Annotated in this window: 20 protein-coding genes; 14 read left to right on the top strand and 6 right to left on the bottom strand. The window is 47.1% G+C overall.

Annotated features, from left to right (window positions below; all coding sequences use genetic code 11):
• Positions 1–38 precede the first annotated feature (38 nt).
• Positions 39–1,073, bottom strand: coding sequence for an aldose epimerase family protein (locus EKM73_RS05030; protein WP_125700893.1), 1,035 nt, complete (start codon positions 1,071–1,073; stop codon positions 39–41).
• A gap of 288 nt (positions 1,074–1,361) precedes the next feature.
• Here EKM73_RS05030 and EKM73_RS05025 point away from each other — a divergent pair, with 288 nt between their 5' ends.
• Positions 1,362–2,183, top strand: a complete 822-nt coding sequence (locus tag EKM73_RS05025) for an alpha/beta fold hydrolase (protein WP_125700892.1) — start codon at positions 1,362–1,364, stop codon at positions 2,181–2,183.
• Between the two features lie 43 nt (positions 2,184–2,226).
• On the opposite strand, the gene EKM73_RS05020 is transcribed toward EKM73_RS05025, so the two are convergent.
• On the bottom strand, positions 2,227–3,045 hold the full coding sequence (locus EKM73_RS05020) for an HAD family hydrolase (protein WP_125700891.1): 819 nt from the start codon (positions 3,043–3,045) through the stop codon (positions 2,227–2,229).
• Positions 3,046–3,309: 264 nt separating this feature from the next.
• Between EKM73_RS05020 and EKM73_RS05015 the strand changes: the two genes are divergently transcribed.
• The 5 genes from EKM73_RS05015 (at position 3,310) to EKM73_RS04995 (ending at position 7,511) form a co-directional block, all read left to right on the top strand.
• Positions 3,310–3,693 carry a MarR family winged helix-turn-helix transcriptional regulator gene (locus tag EKM73_RS05015; protein ID WP_125700890.1) on the top strand — a complete coding sequence of 128 codons (384 nt, stop codon included), beginning with the start codon at positions 3,310–3,312 and terminating at the stop codon, positions 3,691–3,693.
• Between the two features lie 149 nt (positions 3,694–3,842).
• Positions 3,843–5,660, top strand: a complete 1,818-nt coding sequence (locus EKM73_RS05010; protein ID WP_125700889.1) for a glycoside hydrolase family protein — start codon at positions 3,843–3,845, stop codon at positions 5,658–5,660.
• Positions 5,661–6,112: 452 nt separating this feature from the next.
• Positions 6,113–6,541, top strand: coding sequence for a Spx/MgsR family RNA polymerase-binding regulatory protein (locus tag EKM73_RS05005; RefSeq protein ID WP_125700888.1), 429 nt, complete (start codon positions 6,113–6,115; stop codon positions 6,539–6,541).
• A gap of 245 nt (positions 6,542–6,786) precedes the next feature.
• Positions 6,787–6,975 (top strand): helix-turn-helix transcriptional regulator, encoded by a 189-nt coding sequence (locus tag EKM73_RS05000; protein ID WP_125700887.1) that lies wholly within the window; start codon positions 6,787–6,789, stop codon positions 6,973–6,975.
• Positions 6,976–6,980: 5 nt separating this feature from the next.
• Complete coding sequence (locus tag EKM73_RS04995) at positions 6,981–7,511, top strand: DUF3278 domain-containing protein (protein ID WP_125700886.1); 531 nt, start codon at positions 6,981–6,983, stop codon at positions 7,509–7,511.
• Between the two features lie 93 nt (positions 7,512–7,604).
• On the opposite strand, the gene EKM73_RS04990 is transcribed toward EKM73_RS04995, so the two are convergent.
• The gene (locus EKM73_RS04990) at positions 7,605–8,417 is read right to left on the bottom strand and encodes a C40 family peptidase (protein WP_225421292.1); all 813 of its coding nucleotides are present in this window, start codon (positions 8,415–8,417) and stop codon (positions 7,605–7,607) included.
• Between the two features lie 237 nt (positions 8,418–8,654).
• Here EKM73_RS04990 and EKM73_RS04985 point away from each other — a divergent pair, with 237 nt between their 5' ends.
• The 4 genes from EKM73_RS04985 (at position 8,655) to EKM73_RS04970 (ending at position 16,506) form a co-directional block, all read left to right on the top strand.
• Positions 8,655–9,362: an MIP/aquaporin family protein gene (locus tag EKM73_RS04985; protein WP_125700885.1), complete on the top strand. Its 708-nt coding sequence runs from the start codon at positions 8,655–8,657 to the stop codon at positions 9,360–9,362.
• A gap of 362 nt (positions 9,363–9,724) precedes the next feature.
• Positions 9,725–11,842, top strand: coding sequence for a MucBP domain-containing protein (locus EKM73_RS04980; protein ID WP_125700884.1), 2,118 nt, complete (start codon positions 9,725–9,727; stop codon positions 11,840–11,842).
• Between the two features lie 241 nt (positions 11,843–12,083).
• Positions 12,084–14,087: a MucBP domain-containing protein gene (locus EKM73_RS04975; protein ID WP_125700883.1), complete on the top strand. Its 2,004-nt coding sequence runs from the start codon at positions 12,084–12,086 to the stop codon at positions 14,085–14,087.
• 286 nt (positions 14,088–14,373) lie between these two features.
• Positions 14,374–16,506 (top strand): MucBP domain-containing protein, encoded by a 2,133-nt coding sequence (locus tag EKM73_RS04970; protein WP_225421290.1) that lies wholly within the window; start codon positions 14,374–14,376, stop codon positions 16,504–16,506.
• 585 nt (positions 16,507–17,091) lie between these two features.
• Here the strand turns inward: EKM73_RS04970 and EKM73_RS04965 are convergent.
• Positions 17,092–18,312: an RNA-guided endonuclease TnpB family protein gene (locus tag EKM73_RS04965; protein ID WP_125700881.1), complete on the bottom strand. Its 1,221-nt coding sequence runs from the start codon at positions 18,310–18,312 to the stop codon at positions 17,092–17,094.
• Positions 18,313–18,452: 140 nt separating this feature from the next.
• Here EKM73_RS04965 and EKM73_RS04960 point away from each other — a divergent pair, with 140 nt between their 5' ends.
• Both EKM73_RS04960 and EKM73_RS04955 read left to right on the top strand, forming a co-directional pair.
• Entirely contained in the window at positions 18,453–20,717 is a 2,265-nt protein-coding gene (locus EKM73_RS04960) for a MucBP domain-containing protein (RefSeq protein ID WP_125700880.1), read from the top strand.
• Between the two features lie 355 nt (positions 20,718–21,072).
• Entirely contained in the window at positions 21,073–23,163 is a 2,091-nt protein-coding gene (locus EKM73_RS04955) for a collagen-binding domain-containing protein (RefSeq protein WP_125700879.1), read from the top strand.
• A 75-nt stretch (positions 23,164–23,238) separates the two neighbouring features.
• Here EKM73_RS04955 and EKM73_RS04950 read toward each other — a convergent pair whose 3' ends face one another.
• Positions 23,239–23,982, bottom strand: a complete 744-nt coding sequence (locus EKM73_RS04950; protein ID WP_125700878.1) for a sulfite exporter TauE/SafE family protein — start codon at positions 23,980–23,982, stop codon at positions 23,239–23,241.
• Between the two features lie 238 nt (positions 23,983–24,220).
• Positions 24,221–24,922 (bottom strand): SDR family NAD(P)-dependent oxidoreductase, encoded by a 702-nt coding sequence (locus EKM73_RS04945; protein ID WP_125700877.1) that lies wholly within the window; start codon positions 24,920–24,922, stop codon positions 24,221–24,223.
• 171 nt (positions 24,923–25,093) lie between these two features.
• On the opposite strand from EKM73_RS04945, the gene EKM73_RS04940 reads away from it, so the two are divergent.
• Together EKM73_RS04940 and EKM73_RS04935 are read left to right on the top strand one after the other, a co-directional pair.
• Positions 25,094–25,957: an NAD(P)H-binding protein gene (locus tag EKM73_RS04940; RefSeq protein ID WP_125700876.1), complete on the top strand. Its 864-nt coding sequence runs from the start codon at positions 25,094–25,096 to the stop codon at positions 25,955–25,957.
• Positions 25,958–25,975: 18 nt separating this feature from the next.
• Positions 25,976–26,413 (top strand): Rrf2 family transcriptional regulator, encoded by a 438-nt coding sequence (locus EKM73_RS04935; RefSeq protein WP_125700875.1) that lies wholly within the window; start codon positions 25,976–25,978, stop codon positions 26,411–26,413.
• Positions 26,414–26,491: the final 78 nt, after the last annotated feature.

The raw sequence follows: 26,491 nt of genomic DNA, 5'->3' as shown, positions 1-26,491 counted from the left end.
CCTCACTACCGATGGGTAGCGGGGCGTTTCTAACACTTCTAGTACTTAACTTCGTATGAAATTTGGTAAGTCTTAGTCTCGCCAGCAGGTACGGACACGTCCCCAAAGTTTGGATGGTGTGGCGTATCAGACAGAGTCTGTGCTTCCAGAGCAACCCCCATGTAAGGTTGACCGGCACCAGTGGCTAGCTTCATGTCAGAGGTGAAAGAGTTGGCCGTGAAGACGACCAGCCCATTCCGGCTAGACTTGATGGTCACGGAACGGTTGGATTGTGGATCGCTCAATTCAGCAATCGTGTTGTCCTCACCGGGTTCAACGTGGAACAAGTCATCGAACCCTTTTTCGTTAGTCCCTTGCATACCGCGGATAGCTTCACCCAAGTTTTGACCATTACTGAAGTCAAATGGGGTACCAGCGTTTTGAATGAAGTTCCCCGTAGGAATCTTTTCGCTAGTAACTTCCAAGTGTTCCTTGGCGTTGATCTGTAACGTTTGACCAGAGATTAATTGGTCGTCACTCAAGTTGAAGTAAACGTGCAACGTTGGATTGAAGAGGGTCAGCGCCGTTGAGTTGGACTCGAACTTCAAGTTAACACGGTCGTTGTTGTCCAGAGAGTAGATCATCTTGGCAGTCATGTCGCCAGGGAAGGAATCGTCGCTGGATTTGAAAGTATGGCTCAAGATAATCTTGGCTTCGTTTTCGTCGGAGTCATCGATTTCGCCATCCCAGTTAACGGTGTTGAAGCCGTGAGGGCCACCGTGAAGGTTCGTGTCTTTACCTTCGTTGGTGTCGACTTTGTAAGTCTTGCCACCCATTTCGAAGGTACCGCCGCCTAAACGGCCACCGATCCGGCCAATTCCCATGCAGACGTAAAACGGATTGGACAGATAATCTTCCATTTTATGGTAAGATAACACCAAGTTCTTGTCACCCTTATCAGTTGGTACGGATAACGTATGTAGCGTTGCCCCCCAGCTTAAAATGCCAAGTTTGACGCCATTTTTATTTTCAATCGTATATTCGGTGACAGCCTGATTCTGGTAAGTATCCCATTTCGTCGTAGCAGTTTTCATGAGCAAGTCCTCGATTTCTATAGATTAAAGCGTTTTCATTTCTGGCTCTATTCTATATTTTTATCCGTACAATTGTCAAATATAGTTGGGACGAAAACCAATAAACGGGTGACCTTTTTAGATTATTATCGCAACGAAACCCTTAACTACAGTAATCTCAACCCAGATAACTTTATGCGGATAATTTTTTTAAATTGCAGTTTATCATAACAAATGTTAAGCAACTCAGATATAACTTGTACGCAATCAAAATAACTGGCATAATGGTTTAGTTTAGGGGGGAACGTATTGACTCTTAAATGGCATTGGTTGCCGACAATCGTTGTTGGCGGCTGGCTCAGTTACCGTTGGGTGAGTCAGTTAGCTATTGCGCCACAACCACTGGCACAACGACGAACTGATGTAACCTATTCAAGCGTCCCAACTCTCCTGATTCCTGGGTGGGGTGGTCACGCGTGGACTTATAACGGCTTGTTACGCTGGTTAGCACAACAGGGATACGGCCACAAGGTTCTAACGGTTCGCGTTGATTGGCGCGGGGACCTCCATTTTGCTGGCGATTGGTCGGTCACGGAGACGAATCCACTGATTCAAGTGTTGTTTGATCACAGTCTGACGCGCGACTATCAGCCACAAGTTAGATGGCTTACGGCGATTTTGGCGGCACTGAAAGCCCGTTATGGCGTGACGGCATACAACGCGGTGGCCCATTCCTGGGGGGGCAGTGCGGCGGTCCACACCTTCGTACTGAACGGGCACCGCTCGGAGTTGCCACAGTTGCGACGGCTGATTCTACTGGGAGCACCAGTTAATGAGGGGAAAGTTGGCGGCCCCGCTGATGCGGCTTATGAGCGGCTGAGAGCTGCGCGACATCATTTGCCAGTAAGTCATCACGGTGCCGTGATTAACGTCTATGGGACGCTCTCAGGTCGCTTAACGGATGGTTCAGTGCCTGTTCATCAGGTGACCGCGCTACGGCCGATCCTGGCAGGCAGCGCCATCACCTATCAGGAGATACACGTCCCGGGGACGAGTCATGGCCAATTGCACGCTTCACCAAAAATGTGGCAATTGATTGCAAATTTAATTTGGGACGAGTTACCAAAATAACCGCCGGCCTGATTTAGGTCAACGGCTAAATGTTTAGCTGACTTTAAACTTTACCTGCTAAAATAAAATCGATGATATCGAGAACGCCATTGTGATCATTGTCGGCAGGGGTGATGAGGTCGGCCACGGCTTTGACGGTGTCCCTTCCATTCTGCATAGCGATCCCCAAACCCACATGGGCCAGCATATCGCGGTCATTATCATTGTCACCAAATGCCGCAATCTCTGCCGGGACAATCCCCCAGGACTTCGCTAGTCGGGTCACCCCAATGGCCTTGTTCATGTGAGCTGCCACGATATCGATACTGCCAAAACCACTAGCCATGGCATTGATTTGACCGGGGAATCGGTGATTTAGCCGGTCCGCTAGGCGCTGAATTGTGTCGTTGGGCCACTCGCCGTTGATTTTATAAATAGTGTCCTCGACTTTGGTGAGGTCATCGACCAGCACAATGTTATTGAAGAAGTAGGCCTGAGACGTGGGATCACTCGGGTGGTCGCGTCGGTTGATGTAGGTTCCATGCGCACCGGACAGGCGTAATACCTGTGGCCGCAACGTATCGTCAGCGAGAATGTCGGCCACGATTTGGTGAACGGTCGGCGTGGGGATGACGTCCTCAAATAGTGTTTGACCGTGATCCACAATCAGACCGCCGTTTTCAGCCACAAAAGTCTGAACGGCAGGCGTTGGTGCGAAGACGCGGTGCAGGTGACCCAAGTGGTTGCCACTAGCCACGACGAAGCGAATACCAGCGGCCTCGAGTGCCATTAATTGATGTGCAAAACGCGTCTGGTTGTAGTGCCGTTTTTGAGTCAAAAAAGTGCCATCAACATTGGTCGCAATCATTTTAATTCTTGTCATACCAAGCTCCTTATTCGTTTAGTTTTTCTTAACTTTAATCATACGGGGTTCTGTTTCTGAATTCAATGTTCTAATCTGGAAGAAATATGACAAAATGATGGCGTATCACTAGTTTTTTCATTCGTAATGCTATAAACTATTAATGAATCGGTAACATAAAGGCTGAAAATGAGGGTTATAATAAATGGTTAGCGGGTAAGAATAGTAACATCTTTTTTATCCGCACACCTGGTAATCCCCAACTGGAAAGGAAGAAAGCAAAAAATGACGCAAACTAACGATTTAAACCAATCCTTGGAATGGTTTTCCCAACTCCAAAAGATTATGCGGCCAGTAACAACGATTAAAACGGAGGAAATCACGATTTCCTTGGAACAATTCAACCTGTTACATGCTATCACGACTCAACGCGAGGAGTTCACGCCAACTAAATTTGCTGGCCAGATCGGTGTTTCTAAGTCAATGATTTCCGGTCAAATCTCGCGGTTATTACGGGCTGGTTTAATTGAAAGTATCGCTTCAACGGTTGATCGTCGGCAACACAATCTGAAGTTAACGCCAGATGGTGTTAAGGTTTACACGTCTGTTCGTGGTCAAGTAGTTGAACGCCTGAACGGGTTGCATGACGATATTTCTAAATTAATGTAATAAATTAAACTTAATTTACAATTGAAAAGAAACCCCCTTTACGACTAGAATCTTTCAATCGTGTGACAATTAGGTTAAGATGACCCAACGCTTTAATGTCTTAGCTATAATGGAACTGTTGGAAGAATTTGGAACTGGAGGGGATTTTTTTGAAATTACGGGTAAAACTCGGGTTGCTGGCCACGGTTGCAATGGGGGCAACTGTTCTAGGACTGAGCGGTGTTCCAGGAACACCACAATTAGGGAACACGGTTGTTGCCCAGGCGGCGACAACGATCAATGCCAAGCATCAAGGGATGACCGGTGATGCCAAGACGGCGAACAACGAGGCATTACAAGATATGCTGGACAAGTGGGACAGCGATGATCTCACGGTTCATGTACCGAAGGGGACCTATGTGTTTGATGCGGGGAACATCAAACTACATTCAAACATTACATTCAAGTTTGATAAAGGTGCCGTTTTCCGGATTACTTCAGGCAACCGAGTGAACTTTGTTTATCCAAGTCCCGAAGCGGGTTACGACGGTGGAATCAGCAACGTCAAATGGGAAGGCGCCACGTTCCAAGGGGACAATACGAAGCTGGGTCAAAGTGTTTTCACCCAGAGTGTCCACCACGCGACGAACATTTCGTTTGACAACTGTGTCTTCGATAATGCAGAATCACCGACTGGCCACTACATTGACCTCGATGGGAGTCATGATATCGATATCACCAACTCCGTCTTCACTGGGTTCAATGGGTCACAAGATTTCAAGGAAGCTATCCAAGTCGACTACTCAAATGCCAAGGCGATGTCTTACAAGAACCCTGGCGATCAGTACGATAACCTCCCAACCTACAATGTCAGAGTCAATAAGAACCAATTCTTACCAGTCTCAAAGAAGTCCGGACAAGTGCAGTCCTATGCACCCAATCCAATTGGTGAACACGCTGTTTACGCCCATGGTAAGGGTGGAATTATCCACAACGTGTACTTTACCAACAACACGGTGGTTGATCCTAAACCACTGATGGATGATGGTGTTGCCACGATTCATTTCAAGGGTATTTCTGACCTTTGGATCACGGGCAATAAGTTTATTAACCAACACGTCTTGGGTTCCGGTAACTACATTTACTTGTACAACGCCGAATCGGATTACAAGATGTCGAATTTAAACATTGAAGATAATACGTTTACCAACGTTAATCCAACCAAGCAATACATCTTCTTGGATAGTGCGGACGCAGACAACCCAATGACGGGTGTCTCAATCACTGGTAACAAGGTCACCACGCAGAAGAAGGGTGCTTCCTTCGTGAAGAGTAACTTCGCACTGACTGGCGATACGATTGCTATCAGTAATAACACGATCAAAAAGGCCAAGAAGCAGACAGTGACAACGAAGCCGACGATTCCGACCACATCAGTTAGCAGCACGACTTCTCAGAAGCTGAAGAAGCGTAAGCAGACCAACAAGTCTGAAAAGTACTACAGTGGTCTGGACACGCAACATGCCCAGTTATCGACTAAGTACAAGACGTATGCTGTGTACAACCACATCAAGGGTCACAAAAACTGGAACATCTTGAAGTTCAACTGGAAGAGCATTAAGAATAAGCGGGTCTACCTTGATATGCGAGCTACTGCCGATACAGGTAAGTGGTACCGGATTCGTTTCAGTAAGAGTGACAATGCCAAAAAGTACTGGATTCGCAAGGGTGCTTTGACGTTTGACACGTTCAAGAGTGAGAGCTACGACCGGTCATTTAACCTAATGAAGGTTTATCCGGTCTACACGAAACCATTCAACGATTCTATGCTGGCCAAGCAAAAGGGTACGACCGCTGATATTTCAGAACGGCGCGTGACGATTACACACCGGGTCAAGCGGACTGATTCCAATGGTAAAGTGTCAACGTACTACCAGATGGACAATGGTTTATGGACGCGGGCATTAGCCTTTGATTTGGATTCATAATTTAATAGGATTATCGTTTTAGGAAGATACAATCTCACTGATTTTAGGGGATTGTGTCTTTTTTATTTTTTTGATTCAAATCAAGGACTTTTATCGATGAAAAATGGTACACTGTTTCCAACCTTTAAGAAATCTGGACCAAAAGGACGCGTGAGGCTTTCATGAGGACTCAAAAAATGTAAGCCCTAACAAATTCATAAAAATTTCATTTTTCTATCCTAGAAAGGTTGGATTATCTTGGTAAGGTTACTGTAAGCCCGTTGTATCGGGATTGCTGATAAATCACCGATTTGCAAGATTCTTGCGAAATTATTAAAAGGTGAGCTTAGCTGAGGGTAATGGGTTTCATCATTTCTCATTGTGGTGTACAATGAAAATATAAATTAGCACTCCAGCAAAAGAGTGCTAAATCTGGTACCTCATCGAAGAGAAGATAATTGGAGGGCGATTCTATGATTAAAATGTACTTTCATGCTAAGACTACTGCGGTAACGAAGGCCATGAAGTGGCTTGCTAACCACGACGCCATCTTTACTGCTCGTGACATTAAAAAACAACCCTTAACACGTGAAGAAATTCTATACATGTTGTCCCTGACTGAAGATGGGACTGACGACCTGATCTCTACCCGTTCTAAGGCCTACAAGGCTTTACCCGATTCTGTGCAAGACATGGGGATGAACGAGCTCGTGGATCTCTTACAAAAGAACCCAGGGATCTTAAAGAATCCGATCGTCGTTGACCGCAACAAGTTAGCGACCGGCTTCGACTTGGAGACCATCCGGGAATTCGTTCCCGCTGCATATCGGAAGAAGGAACTGGCTAGTTTCTTCAAGATTTTAAACGGTGGCAACAAGAACCTGGATGTATCACCAGCATAGTAATGAATATGTAAATAAAGGCTGCTACTCGATGGAGTGGCAGTTTTTTTGTACAGCTTTCAAAGCCCACATTCGGCAATTGATATACTTGTTACAACGTTCTGACAGGGTGATTAAGGCTTACACGTAGTTAGTAAAGAACATGCGTTTACTTTTTGAAAAGTCACATATAGTTGACATATGGATGATATGCTTCTATACTAAAAATGTCATATATATCTAACATTTCAAAAGAGGTGACCTGCGTGAACCGCGTCAAAGAATTTCGGAAAGTGGCAGGCTTAACTCAGTATCAACTTGCCAAACAGGTGGCTGTTGCCCGTCAGACCATTAATTTAGTCGAAAATGATAAATATAATCCGTCACTTGATCTATGTATACGGTTGGCAAAGGCCCTTAATACGGATTTGAACCATTTATTCTGGGAGGAGTAATTATTATGAAAAAAGGGGTAACATTACGTGATCAAGTTGTAAAACACTTTTTCAATATTTCAGGGGATTTTGACGAATATAAACGTCAGGAAGTTAATCGTATTGGGACTAACGCACTAATGATGTGCGTACCTGCACTGTTATTGCCGCCAATCATCGCTATTTTTTGGGCAACTAGTTCGCCTGAATACGCACTTCTCGGTATCGTCTTATTCAATTCGATTTTTTTCGGGGCAGTCATTTGTCCCTATCTCGCAATGGCTAGTCATCGTGCGCACCTTACTGACAATGAAGTTGACGCCAGTGATATGCCAATGGCGTGGGGGCACGTTCTGAAGTCAGCTCTGGGACAAGCTATTTACTTTGCAGTTTTCACGTACCTTTTAAAAGCTTTACTCAACTGGTTCTTCGATGGTGACAATTTTGTCCAGCAATTAGTTTCATTAGGTAACATTAAGGGCTCTGTTCTGGGTGGAATCTTTTTCGGAGTGATAATGGGTATCACAAATTGGGGACGTTTAAAAAAACAACTCTAATCTTTGAAAGACTAACAGAACTTGCGAATGAAGTAGGGATGTCTCCTGAAATCAAAAAAGCCGCGACTCACATCGCGACCTTCAAAATGCTGATTAACTTAAAGTTGCTGGGCGGGCATAACCAACCGTATGCCACCAGGAAACGTTAGTGGCTTCAGTCACAACGCCGCGAAGTTGAGCATCGATCATCTTGTTGTTGCCCAGGTAAATCCCACAGTGCGTGATGTTACCCGTACTGGTTCCAAAGAAGATCAGGTCGCCGGGTTGGGCGTTCTTGGCGCTCACGTGCGTGTAGGCATTGTATTGTTGCTGGGCCGTCCGGGGAAGCGTTTGACCAATGGCCTTGCTGTAGACGTACTTTGTGAAGCCAGAGCAGTCGAATGAGCTAGGACCATTACCACCGTAAACGTAAGGCTTACCCAGAAGTGCTTTAGCTTGGCTGTAAATGGAAGCATAGGTCCCGTTACCAGTCGTTGACGTGCTGGTTGTGGTGGTATGGGCGTAGTTCTTCTTTTGCAGGTAGCCATGCCAGATCCAGCCGGATGCCGTCTTACGGCCATTTGTGACGTAATAGTAGAGGTACTTCACGCCATTCTTCTTGATGATATAGCGTTTCTTGGTGGCGTGCCAAGTCGTGTTGGGGTAGTTCTTTAAGTAGTGGGTCTTCTTGCCAAAGGTCATGCTGCTAGCAGTGCCACCCAAGTTGTAGGTCCAACCGGTCGCGCTCTTACGAATGTAAGAGGTATCGGTCATATTGCTGGTGCTAACAATCGTGTTGGTGCTGTTGGCGTGCGCCGTGGTTGTGCCTAAACTGATTGCGGGAACCAGTGTAGCGGCAAAGGCGATTGCCAAACCAATCTTCTTCATATGCATGATTAATGTCCATCCCTTATGTAAAATTGTCATCGCTTTAGTACAACTTCTAAGATAACCTAGAAGTTTTACAGGATGGTTACGCCCCAATATTATTGGCATTACGCTTTTACCGACTAATGTAATATTACAAGGCTTGGATGATTCTATTGGAATATTAATACCGACTGATAGGCCGTAAAATCAAGCCCCCCTTTGTTTCTGAGTTATGGTAGACTATGAATAGTTTGAAAAATTATTGCGAAATTATAACAAGGTGGGTGTCATTTTATGAATGGATTTATAGGAGAGTTTTTTGGAACCTTGATTCTGATCCTGTTGGGGACTGGGACGGGTGCCGGAATCAACCTCAAAAAGTCTTATGCGACTGGCAGTGACTGGACGTTTGTCAGTATTGCGTGGGGGATGGCGGTGACTATGGGGGTCTATGTGGCTGGGATGCTCGGTTCTGATGGGCATTTGAACCCCGCAGTCACGATTGGTTTTGCGGCATTCGGCTTCTTCCCGTGGTCAGACGTATTGCCATACATAGCTGGGCAGTTCCTGGGTGCTTTTGTAGGCGCTGCCATTGCCATCCTTCAGTTCTATCCGCATTTCAAAGCAACACCGGATGAGGCGGCCGGAAACAGTGTTGGCATCTTCGCGACTCGGCCGGCCATCAAGAACCCCTTGTTTAATTTCATTTCCGAAGTTGTGGCAACGTGGGCGTTCATCTTTATTCTCTTGAATATGGGGGACTTCACGCAAGGGCTCAAGCCATTCATCGTTGGAATCCTGATCATGACCATTGGGATGGGCTTGGGGAGTACCACCGGGTTCGCTATCAATCCCGCACGTGACTGGAGCCCACGGCTGGCTTACACCATCTTACCCGTTCCCAACAAGAGTTCCGCTGAATGGAACTACGCTTGGGTGCCAATGTTTGGGCCACTCCTTGGTGGGCTGTTGGCCGCTGGGTTACAGGCTTGGATCAAGTAGCAGTTTATACAATTCGAATTCTAGGAAATACTACCATAAATGGGTAGTATTTTTTTGTAATTGTTTTCCATATCTCGAATTGTGTAACTTTGACAATATGAGCAGGAATAAAATGCGGTAATGCAGGCGTAAAGTGATTAAATGCTGGTATAAAAGCGGTTTACGTGAAATGGATAATTAACATTAGACAAGTCAAACGATACACATCCCCGTAAACTTTCACACGTATTCACTAGCTATTTCGGATAATTCTGGTTATAATGAGGGTACCAAAGGGGTCGTACTTCTGGGATGTGTAACTTTAAAAAATTGAATACAAATGCGGGATATTTTAGCTGAGCCATCATTAAGGAGGAGCAACAATGACGAACTCACGGCATACCCCCCAACACGGTAAACCTTGGCTATACACTGGCATACTTACGGCCGGTCTGGGACTGGGTTTACTGGGGACGCAATCAGTGTCTGCTCATGCAGATACAACTACCGATACGGACACAAATCGTGCAGCAACGACCGGTGCAACGCCCCAAACGCAAGAAGTAACATTAAGAACTACGGCCAACGACCAGCCGACGACAACCGAAGTAACCCCCGATGTACCAGTGGAGTCGGTCACGGACGTTATGCCTACAGATGCAGAAGATATCACAGTTGAAGTGCCTGAAAATGAAAGCGCTGACACAAATGAATCAATAGAACCGGAAACTGATGAAGCGTTAACGCCACCGACAGCACCAGCAGCAATCACGGAAACACCAGCAATCACGTCACCAACAATGGCTACCGGCCAAGTAGCCTCTAAGACGGCCCGGGCTGCGGCACCTGTGGCGTTGACGGTCAAAGCAACGCCACAGGTTAAGGCAGATATCGACCAGTGGATGCCTAACGAGACACTACAAAATTTAGTGTGGCAACAATTAAAGCGGGACAATAAGGATCGCACCTGGGCTAGTGCGAAGGACGTCACTCAAGAAGACATGTTGCTATTGAAAAAATTAAGTGCGCAGTCATTTGTTGTGTCACTCTACATTGACGGGAAGACCGAGTTCTCACTGGAAGGCTTGCAGTATGCGACGAATTTAGTTGAGTTAGATCTCTATAATAGTCTGAATATTCATAACAACGCTTTCCGTGGCGATATTGTGGATATTAGTCCATTGCGGCATTTGGAAAATCTGGTCTCTATCCAGATGGGGAACAACCGGATTTCGGATATTAGTCCGATTGCTGGGCTGTCTAAAGTTAACCAGTTGCAAATCAGTAATAACTGTATTGCTGATTTGTCTTCGCTGAAGGCGTCGCAGTACACAAAAAGCTTTAACTACGATGCCCAAGTCGTTGAACAATCAGTGGTCTACGTCAATAAGAAGACACGGACCTATACGATGACTAATCCGATGAAGGCACCACAAGGGGTGACCCTGACGGCGAGTGTGGCCGGTGATCGAACGGGGATTCCGATCTTTCCGATTGGCATTCACGACCACCCACAGGCAAAGGTCTACTACAATGGTGGGACTTCAAAATTGGTGGGTGATCAACTCGTTTACACCAATATTGTTGATCAGATAATGCCTGGACCAACGACCAGCCCATTTGCCGGCTACGATGCCTATCCGAATGCCTACACGTATTTCCTGACGTCGACCTATATTGATAGCAACTCGGGCCGAGTGATTAATCTATTTACGCCGTACGTGCTGGCCGATGAAGGCGAGCCGGTCACGGTGAATTACGTGGATGAGAAGGGAACGGCCTTGAAGGACCCCGTGACGTTGACGGGTATGATCGGTGAAAGTTATGCAGCTGAAGTGGAAAGTTTTGAAGGGTACACGCTGACCAAGATACCGGCAAACGCTAGTGGGACATTCGGCGACGCGGCCATTACGGTGAACTTCGTCTACAAGAAAGATGGTGGGACTGTCACGCCGCCAGTTGATCCACAACCGGATACTACGGTGACGATAACGGTTCAGTTCCAAACATCTGATGGTGTCAAAGTAGCTGCCGACCAGCTGCTAAAAGGAAAACCAGGTGAGACCTACACGACTTCACCAGCCACAGTAGATGGGACAAAGTATGTTCTCGTCTCGACACCAGGTAATGCTTCGGGAACGTTTGGGACAAGTGATGATACGGTAACGTATATCTATGCGAAAGTGGAAGATTCAGGTGATGGTGATGGAGTAACGACTGATCCTGACGTAGATGAACCAGATGGTAACGACTCTGATGAAGGCCAAGTAACGATTGATCAGCCAGATGCATCAACAGGTAGTCAAGGCGATCAAGTCACCGGTAATCCAACTGGGACAGCCAGCCAATCGCCACAACAGCTAGCAACGAAGCCAGATAGTCAGGCAGCGACAACTTTACCGCAGACCGACGAAAAGGCAACTTCTCCGGTCTGGGGCGTGGCATTACTGTTGAGCGTCCTTGGGTTCTTTGGTTTTAAGTCTCGACGAAAAGATCAGTAATGAAGGATGATTGAGAGGCCACCAAGAGGGGCCTCTTTTTTTTGGAAAAATTTCAAGCTGTAATTGAGATGAATAGCTGTAGTGGCGCTAAAGATGGCCAGTTTTATAATTAATAACATATATAATAATTAACGTTATAGTATCTTTCTGTGGATAACGTCGGTATAATCAAGAGGGTAACGTACCTGAGATTGTAATTGCTACGGATGAGAGGAAGCAACGTGCTGGAGGAGGATTATCTTTGCAAGAACTAAGTCTATCTAATAGAATGTATATTTCTGCTAAGCTGTGGCTATCAATTGTGGCCTTGATGATAGTTGCCGGCATGTTGGCCGTTGACGAGCATATTGCCTATGCCGACCAGACGCCACCGACAGATCATGCGGCCCTGTTAAAAGGTGGCCCGAAGCTGGTAGCGGGGAAGTTACCGGACAGCAAGCCAGGGAATATTGATCAGTGGATGCCCAATAAACGGTTGCAACAATCGCTGCTCTATCAGTTAAATGCGCAAGTTAAAGAGGATCAAGTGCCGCTACATTGGCAGGATGTCAGTGAAATCAGTCAGCTGGACATGCAATTTTTGGGACGAATCGATGTCGATGGCCGTGACGAATCAAACCATATTTCAACCTATATCGATGGTCAGCAAGAGTTCTCAATTGAGGGGTTGCAGTACGCACAGAATGCGACGTTTGTTAACTTTAGCGGTGGTGATTATAACTACGCGCCTTACGCACTATTCGGTGATCTGGTGGATATTTCGCCGTTAAGTAAGATGCCAGGAATCGAGCGTATGTATTTAGATTTTAATCGCATCGAGGATGTCTCTCCGTTGGCAGGACTAAAAAATCTCACGTACTTGTCGATCGTCAATAATCATGTCAAAGATTTTTCGAGTTTGAAGCCAATTCAATCGGCCGTTAAGGATTATAAGTATCAACACGTGACGTTAGATAAGATTGGCGTCGATCCGCATGATCGCTGGGCACATCTAGAAAATGACTTTCGATTGCCTAATGGCGAGCTTGTTGATATGGTGATCCGCCCCTACTCGAAGATTGCTTATTTTTATGATCTTCCGGGGAGTGGGCATGAGCGGGCCCGGAATCTTATTTACATGAATGTTGATACTGACTATATTTATTATGATGATGCCGGAACAGGTCTGGAGTATTGGTATATTCCAGACCAAGAGCCAGGGTTGACTGAGTTTGAAGGCTTTCATGTGATACCACAAGCAGACAAGAACTTTTTATTAGCTGAAGGTCAAGATGAGACCGGAGTGGATATTTTTGATATTGTTCAGCCCTATCAGATTGGGCAGTTAGTTGCGGGGCAGGTTACCGTGCACTATCGCGATGAGCAGGGAAAATCAATTGCCCCAGATCAAACGTTACCAGTAGGGAAAGTGGGCGAAGCGTACACCACACATCCGGTGGAGGTAGCCGGCTACAAGTTGCTGCATGAAACGGCGAATGCAAAGGGAGCGTACACAACACAGGACATTGACGTGACCTATACTTATGGGAAGCAGTCTGCGATTGTTACGCCGCCAACATTGCCCAAGCCTTCAACGCCACAGCCAGAATTGCCAGGTAAGCCGACGGTGCCGGGAATTGCACACACGGCGAAAGCGACTGTTACTGTCCGCTATGTGGATCAGCAGGGCAAGAAACTCCATGCGGATGTGAGTCTTCATGGGCGGGTCGGTGAACCGTACAAGACCGATGCGGTGGCGGTTAAGGGATATATGCTCTACGACGTTCCCAAGAATATCAAAGGGATGTTCTTGGAGCAGCCACAAACGGTGACGTACGTTTATCAAACGGAGACGGTGCCCAATAATGATGTGGGAACCGTTGTGACTTCAGGTGCAGCTGCAAGTATTAGCGGCCCTTCACCAGCGAAAAAACGGCCCGGGCGTCCTGTTCATGCGGCGTCACGGCACCCTGCCAGACGTGCGGTGGCGAGAAGGCCAGTGCAAGCTAACCGCGAGCGCTCAGTGGCTAGACCGGTCCGGCAAGCAGCATCGCAACAGCCAGATTCTAAACAGAAGCGGTCGGCTGCAGTCCAGCATCACGGTGAGGCAGCAGCTAAAGTAACCGCACCAAAACATACGGCATTTCACAAACATTATTTCTGGCAGTCCTTTTCATTTTGGTGGCTCATCATTGGTATGATTATCGGATTTTGGTTTTTCTTGGTATATCGACGGCGCCGAAAAGAAGAGGAAGACAAGGCATAATTGCATTATAGAGCGAGCCAGAGATGGCTTGCTTTTTTTTTGAATAGTTGTATTGCCCCCAACTGTAATGCACACTAATGAATTCTATAAGAGATGAGTTTGTGAAAATTCACAAGGAGAAGCATCGGGTTTCTTTTTTAAAAAAAGCACCTGTGTGTGGTGGGGATTTACTATACTGATTTGTGTTGGAAACGGTATTTTAAGTAAACAGTTCCATTTCCATAGCAAGTTTTTCAACGAATCGATACTTTACTTATTGGGGGAGAGATGAGTGATGAACCAACACATGCAAACGAAGATACATGATATAACGTATAAAAAAGGTAAGACTTGGATAGCTACCGGAATCGTGAGTGGGGCCATGCTGTTTACACTTGGTAGTGTAACGGCCCAAGCTGATGAACAGGTGATGTCAGAATCAATTGCCAAAATGACAGCGCATACAACGCCGAGTCGGGGAGCCGCTTCAACGACGGCCCCCAAGAATTCGGCGAATCAACAGCATGAACAAGTTCCAGCAGTAATAGAAGAATCGGGTCTACTAACATCGACCGTGAAGGAACCGCAGGCGGAGAGAACAACCAGTGACAACGTTAAGCCCAATAATGGGGAACTAGTGGCTGAGATGTCAGCTGAGAGAGTAGTGCACAAAGGGAAAACGACGAAGGCAGTCAGGACTAAAGTTAAAACCCCAAAAGCAGATAAAGATACGACAACCATCGATCAGTGGATGCCCAACAAGATACTACAGGAGCTAGTCTTGAAGCATTTGCATAAGTTGGATAATGCGGATAAATCCTGGAATAGTGTGGCCGATATTACGCAGGATGATATGCTACTTTTGAAAAGGTTTGAGGCCACCGGTGAAGATAAAATTGATACGTATATCGACGGTAAGACCGAGTTTTCTCTGGAAGGCTTGCAGTATGCAACTAATTTAGAAGTTCTTGAAATGGGAGCGACGCTTAATATGGAACCAGGCGCCTTTTTCGGTGATATCGTGGATATATCGGTATTGCGTAATTTGAAGAAATTAAAGGTTGTCAATCTTAGCCATAATCGAATCGAAGATATCACGCCACTTGCAGATTTGGAGAACGTGACGGATATGCAGTTAGTGTATAATCATATTCGAGATTTTTCACCGTTGAAAGGGAAAAACTATGAGTCATTTGGGAGCAAAGGCCAATTTGTGATGCTCGATCCAATCATGGTTAGCGATAAGGATAGAACTGGTCATCTGAAGGTTCAGTGTCTCGATAGAAATGGCCAAGTGGTTCCCTTAAAAGCGGGGAAACTTATTGCGGAACCCGTCTTCTTTAGTGAAGCAGGCCGATTTACGTATCGTGTTTATCATACCGGTGGGAATCCCGTGCCGGATGGTGAAGGGGGCATTAACTATTCCTACATTCAGGATCAGAAACCGGGGGCAGATTCCCTTCCAGAATTCGCTAATATGAACGTGACGATTGATGTTCAGAAAGATTACTATTATCTGACCGGGAAGTCAGAACCAACAGCAGATATTTCAGACTTTCACGTCGTTCAACCATACACTCTCGCTACGACCGCTGCTAAGGTCACGGTTCATTTCCAAGATGAATCCGGCAAAGCGATTGCTGAAGACGAGGTCTTACCAGAAAAATTGGTTGGAGAAGACTACACCACTACCGCAAAGGCGATTGACGGGTATACTTTACTGAAGACACCGGTGAATGCAACCGGTAAATACGGTGAGAAACCTACCGATGTGATTTACGTCTATGCCAAGAAGAGCGATCCCGTTAAGCCGCCACTGGTGACGCCGCCAACGGAACCTATAAAACAAACGACGGTCACAGTTCATCATCAGACCGCGGATGGGAAGTTAGTCGCGGTGAATCAAGTATTAGCCGGCAAGCCGGGTGAAGCCTATACGACGCAACCAGCTACCCCTGACGGTTATAAGTTGGTGGTAACGCCAGCTAATGCTAACGGTAAATTCGGAGATAGTGACACGACCGTCACCTATATTTATGAAGCCGTTTCATCTGAGTCTGATGGCGATGATGGGGAGGCTACGGGTAACCAGCCCAATCCAGTCACGCCTGGGGATGACGATACGGGAACTGATGAAACGGAAACTGATGATACTGTGACTTCGGATGATGGATCCAGTGATCTGCATCATACGGGAAATGAAGCGATTGGCCAAGGCAGTCTGGACCACTTGGTCGAGGATCAGGCTGATCCGGAAACAACACCGAATCCAATTACCGGTAGCATCAGTCCCTTGAGTTCACCAAGTACACCTAGTAGTGATCAGAGTGCTGCGGCTGAACTTCCGCAGACTGGTGAGCGACAGACTTCAGCTCTCTGGGGAATTGCCTTGCTGGTTACGCTGTATAGCTTACTGGGGATTAAGCGCAAGATGAAATAGCGACGTCAATTTATGGTGAGCCGATACACGACGAAAATATGTGTCGGCTTTTTGTGTACAATACTGACTGCTAAGTCGGGTAAACTTTAACGGTAAATGGGTCAGAAAGTGACCAATTAGGTGAGGGGGTTCGCTAAATCTATGAATAACGATAATAATAAAATGATTTATCCCCTAAAAGTTATTGACGTCAAAAGACTGTAACCGTAAACCTAAATGGCATGGGGGTCGCGAGTGTATCGCTTTACTGAATCTACTATTCGCAGATAGTTAGCACAACTAACATCTATGTGTGAAAAACGGTCAGGAAGCAACCTATTTTAGCTTCGTGAAATCGGTTACAATGTGAGTATAGAGAATTTATCCGTATTAGTTAATCTGTCACAAACACTTGACTGAAAATGAAGATGACGAACGTGCAAACGTTGAGGAGGAAGACCCATGAGTCAATTGCCCCTGAATGAATTCAGAGGCTTGTCGCTCACGTGTCTGATGACACAGTAGTCCAGCATACCCGTTAAGGCACTCCTACTCGTAGTGGCAACATCATCGGGTAATTGACGGTTACCCGTTTAACTGCCAGGTTTACCCAGCAGTTGTTAGCTTCTTAATCTTTGGTCGTTTGACACCGTTCAACCAATATTGGCCAAGCATCTCAATATTCATTGCTCCTAAACGGTCATCGTTACAACGATACTGACATTGTTTGCACCAATATTCATGCGTATCGTGATGCCGATTGATTTTCTCAATTAAGCCACACTTGGGACATCGCTGTGAGGTAAATGCCGGACTCACTTTCACAACAGTACTTTGAATAGCCTGAGCCTTATACATTAGAAAAGATTCTAACTGGAAGAAGGACCAGGAACGATGACTATTACGCAGGGACTTAGGTAGATCATCTGTATTAAATGTCACATTGGTTAAGTCTTCCAGAACGAAGAGTGTATGCGGGCCATACAGTGCAACGAGTGTCTTAGCTAGCCGATGATTCACATCGGTCATCCAGCGGTTCTCTCGTTGAGCTAGTTGCCTCAGCTTTTTCTTGGCAGACTTGGTGCCTTTACTTTGCAAGCGACAACGGATTTCTAAGAACTTCTTCCGTTTACGTAAAATTTTTTGACCATCAAAGAATAGCGTCTTTCCTTCACTATCGAAGGTAGTTGCCAGAAAACGTAATCCACGGTCAATACCCACGATTTTAGGATTGGCCTTAACATCGAAATCGCTAACTTCTTTCGTGATGCCAATGTGCAGAAACCGTTTGTCCCGGTTATGGACCAACTTAGCGGTACCTAGTTTCCAATCGTCAGTAAAGTATTTTTCGAATCCCTTGTTGGTGAAACCTAACTTAGTCCGCTTACCAAGAGTGGTTATTGAAATCTGTTGCATCTTGTCTACAAAAGAATAGTTACTCTGACGAACCAAGTCTGCTTGTGGCCGACGAAATTGGATAGGTTTCACCAACCAGGTCAAGTCTCTAGGAGCTCGAATCCACTTGTGCTCTTCGTTCTTGTAGCGATAAGAATGTTGCCTCATTTGTTCTCGAACGGTCTTATAGCGAGCTGAGACCGTCCGAAAGACAGACTGGATCATCTGGCTATTGAGTTCTGATTCTTGTCTAAATATTTTGTACAACTGGTGGTTAATTTTTAACCAACTTAGCTGAAACCCATTGTCAAAGATCCATTGACTGATAATATTAGCTAATCGTTGATACTCTTGACTCATCGCTAGAAATTGTTCTGCTTGATTAGTGTCTGGATAGAGTCTCAGTTTAATTGTTCGCCCTAATTTAACCAATGGATACCTCCCCTGTAAATTGGATTAAGTATACCATGTTTAGTCTCTTTTAGGGGGAACATATGTTTGGAAGGGATTATTAAATTCTGACATCCATCCCGCGATTAAAATCGCAGGTTTTCTGCTTAGTTTTTAATAAATTGGCTAGCGACACAAAAGTTCATTATAAGAGCTACAAGGCAGGTAAGCACTGGGTAGTCGCCAGTATCACCGCCGTGACGTTAGGATTGGGCCTGATGGGGGCCACCGAAACGGCGCAGGCAGATGATACAGTCGTACCAGATATCGCCGAAAAAACGACGAATGAGCAGACAGAACCCACTAAGGAAGTTACGTTGCAGACAACACCAGCGGTCACGGGTGATAAGCAGAAGACAAACGAGGACATTTCATCAGTAGATGGCCAGAATGTGCCAGAAACATCAGTACCATCAGTGGATGACTCCCAGGAGCCAGAAACACCTGAGGTGACGAGTCCGGAAGAAGTGAGCAATCCAGATGTCCTACCTGAGGCAGATGCTGATCCGCAACCAGATACGGTAGAACCAGATGCGGAGACGCCAGCAGTCGATTCAACGAATGAGAAAACTGACGTGACACCACTTGCGGCACCAGATGAGGTTGTCATTCCCAAGACGCCCGCGCCAAAGCCAGTACTCATGCGGGCACCAGCCGCTGCTGTGTCACCAATTTATGGGGTGAACGCGAGTGAGTGGATTCCGGACGCAACGTTGCGAGCCCTGATCATCAAAGTCATCAATAGGGGAGCGCCAGTTTCACAAATCACGGGAAAGCCCGCTTATGTGGCAACTGAAAGTAATCTGTATCAGTATGTTGCCAAGCTAAATCAGTTAACAGACTATGGAAGTTCTGGCATCATAACAAATTTTGCCGGCCTGGAATACTTCCCGGCGCTGCATACGATATCCTTAACCCATATTAAAAATCCAGTGGCCGCATTAATTGATTTTTCTAACGTGCCATTACTGGCTGGTATTGATTTGACATTAACTAACGATGGTGCGGACCATGATATGGCAACAATTATGAACACTTACTTCGACAATTGCCCTAATTTACGATTTCTGCGAATGGGTGATAGTCAACTGACTGGAAACATTCCGGATCTGAGTAAATACGCTAAGTTGGAAATGATCTATCTCGGAAATAATCAACTGACAGGCGAAATTCCAGATTTGAGTGCTATTCCTAATCTTTGGTCCTTAGATGTCAATCACAATCAGTTAAGCGGTGCATTTCCGGATGTTAAGGGTTGGCCATCACTCTACATGTTGGATGTTTCCTATAACCAGTTTTCTGGAGCGCTACCAGATCTGAGCCACTTTCGCGGACAGATATCCTACATGTTCAATCGACTTAGTAATGGTGTGATTCAAATGATTGGTCAAGACGGCCAGCCAGTTGTGAACTACGGGGTCTACCAACGTCTCATCGGTAATACGCACAAAATCAGTGCCGACAACCGGACGTTTGATCCAGTCACCGGTGTCGTTACCGGTTTTCAAGACATGAGTACGGGACAAATCGATGACAATGAAGGAACCTGGACGGCCGCATTAGCCGGTGGCGTGACTATCGCTTACGGTGACCTTGATCCTAACCTGCCGACCGAAGATATTGCCGCTTGGGCCGCTACCGCGGAGAATGCCACGGATTGGTTCAGCGTGCAACGTGTCTCGGGAAATAAGGTGGCCTTGAAGTTTACCGCGAAGGACGATGTGCCAGATGGCACCTACACCATTCAAGTCGTTAATCAGAGTTACGGCGCATTGTGGGGGTACAGCGCCTATATTACCTTCAAGATTGAAAATGAAAAGCCAGTCGATCCAGGTAATCCAGGCACACCAGATCCGGGCGTTACGACCGGGATTGTCACCATCGTTAACGTTGATCAGGATGGCAAGGTCATCAGTCAGACGCAACAATCTGGAAATGTTGGCGATGCCTTTACTATCAACGCCCAGACGCTACCGGGTTATCAATTAGTCGGCAATGGTGTCGCAAGTGGCACCTACACGGCGGCAGGCCAGACCGTCACCTTTACGTACCAAGCGATCGACACGGACGGCGATGGTGACCTCGTCGATCCTGAGGCACCGATAATTGATGATACAGGAGATGCTGTGAACGGCGGGGATGCCGACCGGGTTGCACCTGGTAAACAACCCCAGAAGTCAACAAACAAACGCACGCAAACTGTGAACCTGAACGCGAAGACTGCGACAGCAACTGCTAAGACACAGCAGGTACCTAAGCAACAGGCAACGAAGGATGCCACTTTGCCGCAGACCGACGAAACTACCATTTCACCGTGGGTCGGTTTGGCCTTACTGCTTGGCGGTGCTTTGACCGGATTTGGTCTAAAACGCAAACGGCAACACTAGTTTTTGAGGGAAACGTGCTGATGGTGCCTATATGGCATGGCTAACTAAACTATGGATAATTAACGGTTCCGACAGGCAACGGTCGGGGCCGTTTTATTTGTTCTGTTACTTAATACTAATGTAAAAAATCCAAATTTAGTCTCACAAGTTTTCAAAATAATCGCTAAATTTTGTGAAAGCACGTGTTTATGCTGGTTAAGCGAACTAACAATCCAACGACAATGTTCTTTGGATAAACTACATAAGAGTTAATTTGTTAAATTAAAAAATAATTTCAAAATAACGTTGAATGTTCATCCGGAGAGGACGAAAATAGGGATGGAGTCTTATAGTGAAAGGTAGGGATTTAGTCGATATGGAAATGAAACGAACGCATTTTAAGATGTATAAAGACGGTCGTAAGTGGGTTTTCGCCTGCGCAGTAATGCTTGCCATTGGGGGTGGCGGCATGGTGACGGCCAACGCTTCGACAACCGAGAGTAGCAATAGCAACACAGTCTCTTCTAGCGTTGTAGGGTCTGCTGAGAGTAGCAGTGGTGGTAGCAGTACTAACAGTAGCAGCACCAACAGCAGTACTAACAGCAGTACTAACAGTAGTACTAACAGTAGTGATAGCGATAATGGTGGGTCGAAGCAGAACCAGCCGGCAAACACGCTTGTCTCTTCGGCCAAGACGACTACTGAGACTGACGGTCAAAATCAGACGACTACTGATGGTTCCAAGATTTCGAAATCAAGCAATAAGGACACCAAAAAAGTAAAAACGTCAAAAAAGAATCTTTATAAGATGGCGCACAAAGCAACGGCCTCAGGTATTAACGCACGCCTGATGACGCCTAAGGAAGGCCTTACGACAGCTTTAGCCAATGTTAAGTTGCGTGAACAGGTCAATGCTTTAGTTGAAAAGGCGCAAGCAAAATATGTGCCAGCTAAAACCACGGCCCTTGAACCTTTATCAGAGGCCGAAATTCAATCTGGTGGGACCGTTTACGATGACTATCCAGATCTGGACAACCTACTAGGTGTCTCCTCAGTCTTCCATATTTTTGCCCGGGAAGCTGAACTGAATGCCCACACCAATGGGAACGTTGCCGTTCAGAATCTGATTGGGAACGTGAACTTTGGGACGAACATTATCGAAGAATTACTCGACAAGGATATCTCTTACATACAGAATCTGACCAACATTGCCGGGAGCTCCTTCGTTTCCGGGGGTGATACCCGTGAAAACAAGGTGGTCTTTGGGGAAGGTATCAACATTGATATCAGTAATCCCAACCGGCCTATGGTCAATGGCGTTTACATCGACCACTTACTGGCCAACGAAGTCTACCAAGACCAGAATGGCCAGACCTACATCGATTTTGATGCGGAGTTTGCCAAATTAAAGACTTTGAACGAATCCCTGGCCAACAAGGCTAGTGAAGCCAGCTATAGCAATAGTGACTTTACGGATGAAAACAACCGGGTTATTGATATCAGCGATATGACGCCTAATGCTAATGGGCAGATTGTAATCAACTTGTCGCCAGATGTTTTGCAAAAAGACCGGCCACTGACCATCAAGGGCTTGTCACCCGACGCTGATGGGGCAACTGTGATTATTAACGTGGATACCGGTGGTCAAGCGGACTACGACATCAACTCGCAAATCAAGATCGTCTACAGCGACGGCAGTGATCGTGATAATCATGAAACGGAAGACTTCGGGGACAACCATTTACTGTGGAACTTCTACGATAGTACCGCTAGTGATAAGCAGTATGGTGGCGAAATTAACGTCAATGCGCCATTCCAAGGCAGTATGCTGGCGCCTTCCGCAACGATTGTCGCGAACCAAAACATTGATGGGAACCTCATCGCTAACAAGGTCATCGTCAAGGCGGAGACCCACCGGTGGGATCTGCAAGGTAATGGCGACGACGAAGAGGAATTTGAAAAGCCCGTTCACCCTGGCATCGATGTTGAATTACCAAATATTGAAGAGCCAGGCGTCGAGGAACCGGGTACCGAGGAACCAGATACTGAAACACCAGGGACTGAGGAACCTAATATTGTGGATCCCGATACTGAGGAACCTGGTGAAGAGGGTGAAGGCGACCTGACCTACGAACACGAGCATCCCAACTATGCCGAGGATGAAGTGGTCGAGGACTACTGGGACGATTTGATTGCTGACGAGACAGAGACGCCGTCCGCAGCCCATGCGAGTGAAGAGACGCTATTGCAACGGGTCGACCAGGCTATTGCAGCGGCTAAAGCTCAGGGCAATGCACAACGGGTTGCCCAGCTTCAAGCACTGAAGAGTCGGATTTTAGCCGACTTGGGTGGTTTGCCACAAACGGGCGAAGCTCAGAATAATTGGGCACCGGCCGTTGGGACAGCCCTCTTGGCTAGTCTATTGGGAACATTAGGCGCTGTCATCATTAAGAAGCGTCGCGACTAAATTCAAGTTATTCAAAAACGTCAATCAGCGTTGAAAGCCGCTGGTTGGCGTTTTTAGTCGTGAATAAATGTCATTTTAGAAGACCATTTTCACTGCCATGAAGATGATCAACACGCCCATAAAGGGCTTGAGATAGGCGTTTAGCTTCTGTGGGTCTGCGTGCATCAGCAGGCGTGGTGCGCAGAAGGCCCCCAGCATCGCGCCAATCATCAGACTGACGCCGATGCTCCAGTTGACGTTGTTGGCCGACATGTGAAAAATTAAACCAACCAGGGTTGTCCCGACCAGTACGTAAGCGGAGGTGGCCGCAGCTGGAATCATGTCGAGGCCGAGAACCAGCAGTCCAGCAATAATCGGCCCACCACCGGACAAGCCAGCGACGCCGACCATCAGACCACTGAGTACACCGTAGCAGGCGGCTTGCAGGCCCTGATGTTGGACCGGCTTGCTCTGACGATGGCTGAAACGTTTGACCAGGATCTGAACACCTAGTAGGAACAAGATAATGGCGACCAGCCAGGTGTACAGCTTGATAGGGATATAAGGTGAAATCAGAGCGCCTATGATGGTTGCTGGAATGGCCGCAATTAGCATCTGATTGCCAACCTTAAAGTGAATCTGGCCGGTGCGGTAGTGGCCGTAAGCGCCGACTAGCAAGGAAGGAAAAGCCGTGAACAACGAGGTTGCCGCTGCCGAGCCGGGGGCCAAATGAAAGACAGTCGTGAGGAGGCCGAGATAGATGGCCGCGCCACCACCACCGGTCGAAATAACCAACAACCCAACTAAAAATCCTGTAACTAGTAAAATTAACCATGTCATTGCATGACACATCTCCTTACCCGCTAAAGCATCTGTTTTCCAGTGTACAAGTCGGGATGGGGGGCGTCAATTTTTTCCGTTATGGGCAAGAGCGTACGGTAGGGAGATAAAATGGACGGTATCTCATATGCGTTTGGTTAGCGAGTAGCTGGATTCAACTGAGGCTTAGATCAAAAGCTGGCGGCTTGGCACAACATTATCTGTTGCGTCACGCCGCCAGTTTGAGTTTAGTTAAGCATTAGAATTTTACCGGAACGATGACCCCATTGACATAGCTGGCGGCATCGGAGCACAGAAACAGTGCGGTTTGGGCAATCTTGTTACCGCTGGGCGTGGTGGGAACGGTGATGCCCAGTGGTGATTCGGCGTCCTTACTACCGGGGGCGATGGCGTTGGTCCGAATACCGGCGTTTTGGTACATAAAGGCCGTATTCTTTGTCAGGCCGACCACGGCGTGTTTGGAGGCAGCGTAGGCTGCACTGGCCCGGTCACTCGTATCGCCTTCGACCGCAGCAATGTTGAGAATAACGCCGGCGTCTTGGGCGGCGAACCGCTTGAGGGCTTCACGTGTGGCCAACATCACGCTGGTCGTGTTGACCGTCATGACTCTGTCCCACAGTTCGTTAGTCAGCGTATCAGCGGGGGCTAGCTTGTCGAGCATCCCGGCATTATTGACTAGGATATCGAGATGACCAAATTGATCAATGGCGCGTTGAACCATGGCGGTGACATCGGCATCTTTAGTGACGTCGGTGACCGCTGCGATGGCCGTTCCACCAGCGGAATTAATCCCGTCGACCACGGCGTTTAGCGCTTCGGCGTTACTGTCGGCTGCCACGACTTGGGCACCCTGATTGGCAAATAATTCGGCAATGGCTTGACCCTTACCAGACCCGGCACCAGTGACGATTGCAACTTTATTAGCTAATTGTTGAACCACGTTACTCACTCCTCATCAAAACTATTTTTGGGTTAATGTATCTTAACTTTATTATAGTCGTTCGCGACGAAGAAGCGGTGCAATTTGTCAAAATATGAGGTGAGTTGATTGACGATCAGTAGATTAGATGTTACCTTTAAAGTAACAACCAATCTAAAGGAGTCCTTCAGAATGAAATATGTCGTTACCGGTGCTGCCGGTCACTTGGGTACCCAAATTGTTAAAGCTCTATCCCAGTTAGTCGCGCCGCAGCAGATCACGCTCGGTGTTCATACGCCAGCAAAAGCCGCAGCGTTTGCGGCACAGGGGATGACGGTTCTGCCGTTGGATTATCGCGAGTCTGATACGGTGGCGACCGTCTTGGATGCTGCCGATGTGGCTATTTACGTTCCCAGCAAGAGTCACGATAGCTTTAGTCGCGTGACGGAATTTGAAAACGTAATTGCTGCGGCAGAAAAGGCGCAGGTGGGGCATTTGATTGTGATGGGTTTCATTGCCGATCAGACAGACAATCCGTTTGACCTTTCTGCATTCTATGGCTATGTTCCACGCAGATTGGCTGGCACGAACTTGAGTTACACTATCTTACGAAACGCGCTGTATGCCGATCCGCTGGTACCTTACTTGCCAGAATTGATCGAACGCCATAATGTCATTTATCCCATGGGGGATGCGTCACTGAGCTTCATCAGTCTGGCTGATAGTGCGGCAGCCTTTGCCAAGGTGGCTGTGACCCCAGCGCTGTGGCGGCAACCAAGCTACACGTTGACCCAGGAACGGTCGTACACGATGCCAGCGCTCGCCAAGGTCCTCAGTACCGTTTCGGGCGAGACGATTGGTTACGCACCGGTGACGCTCAGTGAATTTGCGGCGCTGTATAACGAAGATAACGAGGGCCATATGTTGGCCTCCATGTACGATGCCGGCGGTCGTGGCCTGTTGGCGACGGTGACCGATGACTACCGCAAAATTATGGGCCATCCCGCGCAGAGCCTACCAGATTTCTTAACGACGAGTTTAGCGGTAGCGAAGTAATTAAGGAGGCCGTGAAGGATGCGATATTCCCATAAGCTTAGCGATGCCGTGCATATTTTGGCGTACATTGAGATTTACCACGACGACGATCTGTCTAGTACGGCAATCGCTCGGAGCGTTGAATCCAATCCAGGACTAGTCCGGCGTTTGATGGCCGCATTACGGACGGCGGGCTTACTCGCGACGCAACGCGGGACGGCTACGCCAGAAGTTACGCGTGATCCAACGGATATTTCACTCCTGGATATTTATCGGGCCGTTGAAACGGATGATAATCTCTTACATGTCGATGATAAAACCAATCCACAGTGCATCGTGGGTGGCAATATTCAGGAGACCTTGCGCGAGGCCTATGCAACGGTGCAGGCAGCGGCGGAAGCTCAAATGGCCAGCATTACACTAGCCAGTTTAATTGCGGATATTTGGCAACGAGAACAGCAAAAGACACAAGCTTAGCTTACATTGACAGTAACAGTTTTGCTGGTGGTTAGCGAGACTAATCGTATCTAGCGGATAGGCTGTTTCAACGAGCAA

The organism is Levilactobacillus fuyuanensis, from assembly GCF_003946395.1.
GTDB lineage: Bacteria > Bacillota > Bacilli > Lactobacillales > Lactobacillaceae > Levilactobacillus > Levilactobacillus fuyuanensis.
The sequence above is the reverse complement of the archived record's forward strand: the minus strand, read 5'-3'. Positions and strand labels throughout refer to the sequence as shown.